The following is a 5,757-nucleotide window of genomic DNA, read 5'->3' on the forward strand; positions in this document are numbered from 1 at the left end:
GCCGAGAGGTAATCTTTTATTTTCCGGGTCCAGAAAATCAATACGAAAAAATTTAACGTCATTATATCAGCAGGTTATGGTATCTCCATCAATAATTTGACCACATTCTCATCAGTGATCTTGACCAAAATTCGGGCATTTGGCCGGTTTTTCGCTTATAAAAAGGCCTTTTCCCATCAACCCCAGGGGGGGAGTGTGTCATAATATATTATTTTTTCAAATCGTTAATAAATAGCCAATCCTTTTACGTGGCCACAATTCCATCAAAAACCGAGACCGCGCTCATTAGGGCGATCAAGGGCATTCACGGCAAGAACATACCTTGTGTCGCCTTGCTGTCTCTCACCGTAGCCAGCTCTGTATAAAGTAATGCGATTGATACAAGGGTGACCCTTGGCCCATTGTTTTGCATGGTCTTCCAATACAAATAATTTTAATTCGCTGTAGGCTTCTTCAACAAGTGGGGTCGGTTGATTCAATTTTTCAGACTCCTGTAGTCTTCCTGCCTGATTGAAAGAACCCCGGGAAAGGCGGCCAGGAAACCGCCTGTTCGGAACCGGTGATCAGCCGGACCCTATCCTGGGGAAAGAGATTACAGTCTTAATTCAACCTGAAAATCAGTGGCATTGACAATGGGCCGAACCATACCCTTCTCTTTGATCAAATCGACAATGCCGTAGTTAGAAAGGGTTTTCAAGGTCCGGGAAAGGTTTGATTTTTTTCGCCCGGATAATGCTTCCAGTTCGACCAAGGATGCCGGGTGCCGGTCCCGGATCAATTTAAGCAGTTTCTGATTCTGTCCGCTCAAAACCTGGCCCAGGGATTCCATGGATTCAAACCATACCTTGGGTTCGTTTTTTCGGGGCTTGTATTCCCCCTTGGCGATGGCAATGGTCCGGTGTTTGTAATCTTCTTTTGACATGATGCCTATTTTCATAACCTTGCTGGCCATGTTGTTCATCCTTCCTGTAAGTATTCATCCACAGCCGCCCAGAAATCTTCAAGCAATTGTCCGGAGGTGTCAAAGGTGTACGGTTCCACTTTATCCAGATTGTGTTGATGGTCCCATGTGACTATGCGCCCGGCAAAGCCTTTTTTTCGATTCGATTTCACGGCATGGGCGTTGTCAAATCCAATAATTCGGGTGTTGTGCCTGTCATGCAGTGACATGGAATACCTTATTCCGTGTGGTGCGTGTTGGTCCGGGTGTATCTGTTTTGCAGTGAATTTAACCCAGTACCCATTATCCATCGGGAATATTTCACCATCCAGGTCCAACAGGGTGTCAAGCGAACCGTATTTATCATTCATGTTATCACCTGATGATAATTTGTCAAGGCGTATGTTGATTCCTTTCGTAAACCCATATTATTAGAATTGGAGGTCACAAATTGTGATCTCAAATTTATTTGTCTACATGAAGGTTAACAATTCTTGCATCATCCTGCTTCTGTAAATGCTCTGCGACTGCATTACCTGCATCCTCAGATCCCTTTTTTAAAACGGTATCATTCAAGTGGGCATATCGCTGTAAAAGCTGCGGTGTTTTGTGGGTTGTCAGTTTTTGAAGGATATACAGATCAATTTTGTCGGAATTAACAGCCATTGTCGCAAAGGTATGTCTTAGTGAATGTATCGGCCTTGTTTCCTTTGGAAGATTCGCAGCAGCCTTAATTTTATTCACCGGCCCACTGATGCTGGATAGCTGCCCCCCATTTCGACCAGGAAAAACATAATCGCTGTCTGTCCGAACAACCTTTTCCAAAACTGACCGGGCCATATCATTCAAGGGGATAATTTGATCTTTCCCGCCCTTTGGTTCCAGAATAGAGATAAAACCTTTTTCAAAGTCAATATCAGACCATTTCAGCTTAAACAACTCGCCCCTTCTCATCCCAGTGTAAAGCGCCATTAACATAATATTCCCGGCTAAAGGGTGGCTATCCTGCTGAATGGCATCATACAGACGGGCTAATTCTTCCGGGCTCAAGGAATCATCTTTGATATTGTCAACTTTCGGCATTTTAACTTTAAACTGCAAATTTTTGCTAAGGCCAAGTTCAAAGCCGTAATTTGCAATTCGCTTTAAAAGAGCCAAGACATGTTTCACCGTCTGAGGGGAATATTTTTTTAACAGTTCTCTTTTGTGCCTTTCAACATCAAGAGCAATAATTTCGTCCGGTTCCTTATCGCCGAACTTTTTCTTTATGTGCTGCTCATATCTATTATTGTCTTTTGTGTAATTCAGGTTCTTCTTTTTTTGGAGAGAATATTCTTTCCATAATCTGTTTATAGTATATCTACCTGCTTCGGCAGCCTTCTTTGCAAGTTCAGCATCCCGCTTTTCTTGGTTGGTTTCTTTTTCTCCGTCAATTTTTTGTGCGCGAATGCCGGACGCCCGAGCAGGAGTCATATCGTCCTGGTATTGACGACCTGCTTTTTCTTCGACCATTTTGCCGCTCTTGCGGTATCTAATGTAATAGACTTTTTCCGGCTTTCCCTGGGCTGAGGTTCCTTCAACGTAAAACACTCCCGCATATTTTGTTTTTGTTCTTATTTGCTTTGGCATCTAATTTCCCCCATTTTCAGAACATATATTTTTCTGTATCCATTGATTATTGGGGCTTTGGAACTTTCATTATCCCCCACACTATCCCCCACATCTATGGTAAATATACAGGTATTTTAAAGTAAGTCAAGGTCATGGATAAAACTCTAAAAGCATTGTATTTGAGAGCTTTTGGTATGATTTAGGAAGGCATGGTAATTTCGGGTAAATCATAGAATTCGGCATCATGAGCCGTAAAAAACAGATCATTCCTTTCCTGGAAAAAGTTTTCGGTTAGTTAAGTAATTCAAGGGCTTTTGGTGTTTTGCCAAAGGCCCTTTTTCCATTCTGAAAAAAACTAAGGAGGTTAATGTATTATCGGTAGCAGGGATGCCGGTCTCGCCATGGGAAATTCACAAAATAATTATGAATGAAAGGAAATATCAACGAATCCACACCCCTCTTCCTCTCCTGCCTGAAGCAGGACTTCACCGTTTTTTCCATAAATAATGCTGTTACCCACATACCTCACCTTGTTTCCTGTATCCCACGGGGCACCGATACAATTGGCGAAAATAACGTACATTTCCCTCTTTTTAGCTTCCATTCCAGCCCGCTCAATGAGATCAAAACCGCAGACATTAGCGGAAACACATACCAGCTGACACCCTCCTTTCTCTAAGGCATCCCAGTTTTTGTCAAGCGTACAGTCGGCACAGACAAAGAGACCTGCATTTATATTAGTTCTACTGTAGGTCTCCGGCAAATCCCCTTTAGTGAAATGTCGTATTTCCTCCCGAGGAATCCAGAGTTTTCTTTTTCTCCCTATATAACCTTCTGGGCCAAAAAGAACGGATGTATTGTAAATAATTTTTCCTTTTTTTTCACAAACGCCTCCTGCCACCATGGCGTTCTTTTTTCTTGCGATTTCATGAAGGAAAACGCCACTTTCCCCATCCGGGACATATTCTGAAAACTTCCGGTAGGGAATTCCTTTTACAAAAAGAGCACCAACGGCAAAAAGCTCGGGAAGAATCACCAAATCAAATTCTTCCACGTCCAGAAGTCGGCGAGCCTTTTGGTAATTTTTTTCAGGTTTCCCGACCTCCAACTCAAACTGACAGAATCCGATTCTCATGTTTCACAGTTACCTTTCTTTGTCTTTATCCTTATCCTGAATTCCCGGCATAAAATTTGCGATATTAGTTCTTGGTGTTCTGATACATAGGAATCTGCTGAGGCTTGGCCTCTGCAAACCCTGACCTAAGAGCATATTTGATGGATTATTGGCCAGCAATCTTAGCTAATCCATTTTTCTACTGAACTATACTTGATTCCCATGGTCAAACCACGCCAGATAGAAACAGTTCACCATTAGCGCTCTGCGCATAACTTCTCCAGCCCGAGTTTTTACCCGATAATGTGCTTATCCTGGAGAACAACGTAACCGGTATAATACGTTCTCAGCCAATTGAGCAAACGGGTTGATCTTACCGAATGAAATGCTCCACTGCCGACCACTATAAATTAAACGGCCAGCCATATACATTAAATCCTGCATGACTGTTTTTTACCTCCTTCGTGAAACTTTTTTTCTACGGTTGATCGGAAGATTGTTCTCATCCTGTTCCTCAAGGCTAATTTGGCCTATGATTCTAAGGAATGAGTATGAAATAAGATGCCCAATTAGAATTTTCAAACGTAGGACCTACAATAGGCACCTATTTTGAAATGGGCAAGTTATTTAAGACTCATTCCTTAAAATTGATCGTCTCGGGCTTCAGCATTTTTGGAAATATGTTCTGAAAAAAGAAAGGGAATGGTTGAATATCGTCAAGCCGCCTAAGATTAAAACCATTCCGGATATTCTGACCCCTGGTGAGGTGGAAAATCTGATCGGTGCAACGCGCAAACTGCGTTACCGGGTTTTCCTGCTGACAACCTATTCAATGGGCCTGCGCTTGGGAGAGGCATTGTCTCTGCAAAAGAACTGCAGGACGACTATCAATGATTTGATTAACACCATTCATGTAGATTTCCGGAAGGTGTAATCATGCGACTTTCTTATATCATTGAAGAATATTATGATGCATTTCTGACTCGTTACGGGGATACGGCATTGCCGGAACAAATCAAAGCATTAAACGCCATACTTAGTTGCCGCACATCAGACGCCGGGCAGATTTATACAGCCTGTCCTGACTGCAATCATACTCAACAGCATCCACTATCCTGCGGAAACCGTAATTGTCCCCATTGTCAGAACCATGAAACAAGCCAATGGATCGACCGGCAGCAAAATAAACAGCTTCCCGTCCAGTATTTCATGGTGACTTTTACCTTGCCCTCTCAGTTCAGGGACATGGCATACCGGAATCAACGGGCAGTTTATTCCCTGATGTTCTCATGTGTATCCAGCACGTTGAAAGACTTTGGGCTTAACCCCCGGCATCTTGGGGCCCAAATCGGTATGACCATGATTATTCACACTCATAGCAGAAGATTGGATTTTCACCCGCATATTCACGTAGTTGTTCCAGGTGGCGGTGTTGATCCATCCAGGCGGCAATGGAAAAAGAAAAAAGGCAAATATTTGTTTAACCGGAAAGCCCTGGCCAAGGTTTTTCGAGCACGTTTCCTGGACGGACTGAACAAAGAAGACTTGCCGATTCCCAAAGGTACTCGTCACAAATGGGTTGTCGATTGTACCAGAGTCGGAACCGGCATCTCAGCCCTGAAGTACCTGTCCAGATATTTATACCGGGGAGTGATCAGCGAACGTAATATTATTGCCAACCAGGACGGCCAGGTGACCTTCAAGTATATTGACGGCAAAACCAAAGAGGTGTGCAATCGAACCCTTAAAGGTGAAGATTTCCTGCACCTGATCCTGCTTCATGTGCTGCCCCGTGGATTTCGTAGGACAAGAGATTACGGATTCCTTCACGGTAATGCAAAAAAACTGCTCTTCCTGGTACAGATGATTCTCCACGTCCGGATTATGGCAATAGTGTGTCGGCCAAGGCCTGTTTTTAAATGCCCCCATTGCGGGAAGCCTATGAAAATCCTCGGAATAAAACCTGCCGGTGCAGGATAGGGAAAACAAAAGGAAGAAACCAAATCTCAATTTAACTGGAGGTGAACAACACTATGAAATAATCCGGCTTTTCTAAAAAGCCCTGTAAAGGGCTACGCTATGGGTGCGTCTT

7 protein-coding genes are annotated in these 5,757 nt (G+C 43.3%); 2 read left to right on the forward strand and 5 right to left on the reverse strand.

What is annotated here, in order from left to right; genetic code table 11:
- Positions 1–263 precede the first annotated feature (263 nt).
- From Q366_RS18820 to Q366_RS20570, 5 genes are all read right to left on the reverse strand, one after another.
- Positions 264–479, reverse strand: coding sequence for a hypothetical protein (locus Q366_RS18820; RefSeq protein WP_035242240.1), 216 nt, complete (start codon positions 477–479; stop codon positions 264–266).
- Between the two features lie 113 nt (positions 480–592).
- Positions 593–952: an HVO_A0114 family putative DNA-binding protein gene (locus tag Q366_RS18825; RefSeq protein ID WP_035242254.1), complete on the reverse strand. Its 360-nt coding sequence runs from the start codon at positions 950–952 to the stop codon at positions 593–595.
- Between the two features lie 5 nt (positions 953–957).
- Positions 958–1,311 (reverse strand): toxin-antitoxin system TumE family protein, encoded by a 354-nt coding sequence (locus Q366_RS18830; protein ID WP_035242243.1) that lies wholly within the window; start codon positions 1,309–1,311, stop codon positions 958–960.
- A gap of 94 nt (positions 1,312–1,405) precedes the next feature.
- The gene (locus Q366_RS18835) at positions 1,406–2,569 is read right to left on the reverse strand and encodes a tyrosine-type recombinase/integrase (protein WP_035242246.1); all 1,164 of its coding nucleotides are present in this window, start codon (positions 2,567–2,569) and stop codon (positions 1,406–1,408) included.
- 403 nt (positions 2,570–2,972) lie between these two features.
- Positions 2,973–3,686 carry a nitrilase-related carbon-nitrogen hydrolase gene (locus Q366_RS20570; protein ID WP_051958165.1) on the reverse strand — a complete coding sequence of 238 codons (714 nt, stop codon included), beginning with the start codon at positions 3,684–3,686 and terminating at the stop codon, positions 2,973–2,975.
- A 685-nt stretch (positions 3,687–4,371) separates the two neighbouring features.
- On the opposite strand from Q366_RS20570, the gene Q366_RS18845 reads away from it, so the two are divergent.
- Complete coding sequence (locus tag Q366_RS18845; RefSeq protein ID WP_035242249.1) at positions 4,372–4,599, forward strand: site-specific integrase; 228 nt, start codon at positions 4,372–4,374, stop codon at positions 4,597–4,599.
- A 2-nt stretch (positions 4,600–4,601) separates the two neighbouring features.
- Positions 4,602–5,645, forward strand: a complete 1,044-nt coding sequence (locus Q366_RS18850) for an IS91 family transposase (RefSeq protein WP_035242251.1) — start codon at positions 4,602–4,604, stop codon at positions 5,643–5,645.
- Positions 5,646–5,757: the final 112 nt, after the last annotated feature.

This window comes from Desulfobacter vibrioformis DSM 8776 (genome assembly GCF_000745975.1).
GTDB lineage: Bacteria > Desulfobacterota > Desulfobacteria > Desulfobacterales > Desulfobacteraceae > Desulfobacter > Desulfobacter vibrioformis.

Excerpts from the sequence above, each read along its gene's own strand:
- Q366_RS18825 (WP_035242254.1), bottom strand. The coding sequence starts at position 952 with ATGGCCAGCAAGGTTATGAAAATAGGCATCATGTCAAAAGAAGATTAC.
- Q366_RS18830 (WP_035242243.1), bottom strand. The coding sequence starts at position 1,311 with ATGAATGATAAATACGGTTCGCTTGACACCCTGTTGGACCTGGATGGT.
- Q366_RS18835 (WP_035242246.1), bottom strand. The coding sequence starts at position 2,569 with ATGCCAAAGCAAATAAGAACAAAAACAAAATATGCGGGAGTGTTTTAC.
- Q366_RS20570 (WP_051958165.1), bottom strand. The coding sequence starts at position 3,686 with ATGAGAATCGGATTCTGTCAGTTTGAGTTGGAGGTCGGGAAACCTGAA.
- Q366_RS18850 (WP_035242251.1), top strand. The coding sequence starts at position 4,602 with ATGCGACTTTCTTATATCATTGAAGAATATTATGATGCATTTCTGACT.